The organism is Isoptericola sp. NPDC055063, from assembly GCF_053608125.1.
The window spans coordinates 103527-104629 of record NZ_JBSGUW010000009.1; the positions used below are offsets into that span (position 1 = coordinate 103527).

Consider the following 1103-nt stretch of genomic DNA (forward strand, 5'->3'; position numbering starts at 1 on the left):
GCCCTGGTTCGGTCGCGAACCAGGGCCAAACGCCCGCTCACAACGAGAACCTGTGGATGACGCGCACCTGACTCCGCCTCCCCTCGGCACGCTGTCACGATGGATGATCTCGTCGGCGACCGCCCGTCCCCGTTCACCGTGGCCGACGCCCTCCGAACGGGCCTGAGCCGCAAGCAGCTCCGCGCCGGACGACGGTGGGACGCGCCGTTCACGGGGGTGCGGCTCCCCGCCGGCTCTGTCACGGAGCTCCACGACCGGTGCCGGGCCTTGGCCCTCGCGCTCGACGACGACGTCGCGTTCAGCCACACGACCGCCCTCGACCTGCTCCGCGTCGAGCGCCCGTGGACCCACGCGGACGACACGCGCCTGCACGTCGTCACCCTGCGCAGCGAGGACCGGGCCGAACGCCCCGGCGTCGTCGCGCACTGGACCCGGCAGTCGTTCCTCGACACCGTGGAGGTCGACGGGCTCCTCGTGACGTCACCCGCACAGACGTTCACCCATGTCGCCTGCGAGCTCCGCCTCCCGGACGACGTGGTCGTCCTCGGCGACGCGATGATGCGGCGCAAGCACCTGCTGACGTCGCCGGCCGAGCTCCTCGACATCAGCACGCGGACGCACAAGGTCAAGGGCATCGTCCAGGTCCGGGACGCGATCCCTCGGATGCGGCCGAACACCGACTCGTCGACCGAGACACGCACGAGGCTGCTGCTCGAGGACGCCGGCCTTCCGTGCCCCCGCGTGAACGAGGTCGTGCTCGCGCCCGACGGGGCCTACGTCAAGCGGGTCGACCTGCTCTACCGGAAACAGAAGGTCGCGATCGAGTACGACGGGGACCACCACCGTACGAATCGCGAGCAGTGGCAGGAGGACATCCGACGCCGCCGACTCCTGGAGGCGCTCGGCTGGACCGTCATCGTCGTCGTCGCGGAGGACCTCCGCCAGCCTGAGCAGCTCATCGCACGAGTCCGCGGTGCCCTCCGCGCCGCGTCGCGCGTGTGAGCGGGCGGTGTGGGGGCGCGGTTGCGGGGGCAGTAGGAGAGAGGACGAGTTTGATGGGGGAGTGGGGGGGGTCTGGGGGAAGGCTCCTCCCAAGCCTCCTT

The 1103-nt window shown here is 70.9% G+C and carries 1 protein-coding gene; it reads left to right on the forward strand.

Translation table 11 applies throughout. The annotated features are described in order from the left end of the window. Positions 1 to 99 precede the first annotated feature (99 nt). A complete protein-coding gene (locus ACWF41_RS12595) occupies positions 100 to 1002 on the forward strand; it encodes an endonuclease domain-containing protein (protein ID WP_380327204.1) in 903 nt (300 codons plus the stop codon). The last annotated feature ends 101 nt before the right edge of the window (positions 1003 to 1103 follow it).

Excerpts from the sequence above, each read along its gene's own strand:
- ACWF41_RS12595 (WP_380327204.1), top strand. The coding sequence starts at position 100 with ATGGATGATCTCGTCGGCGACCGCCCGTCCCCGTTCACCGTGGCCGAC.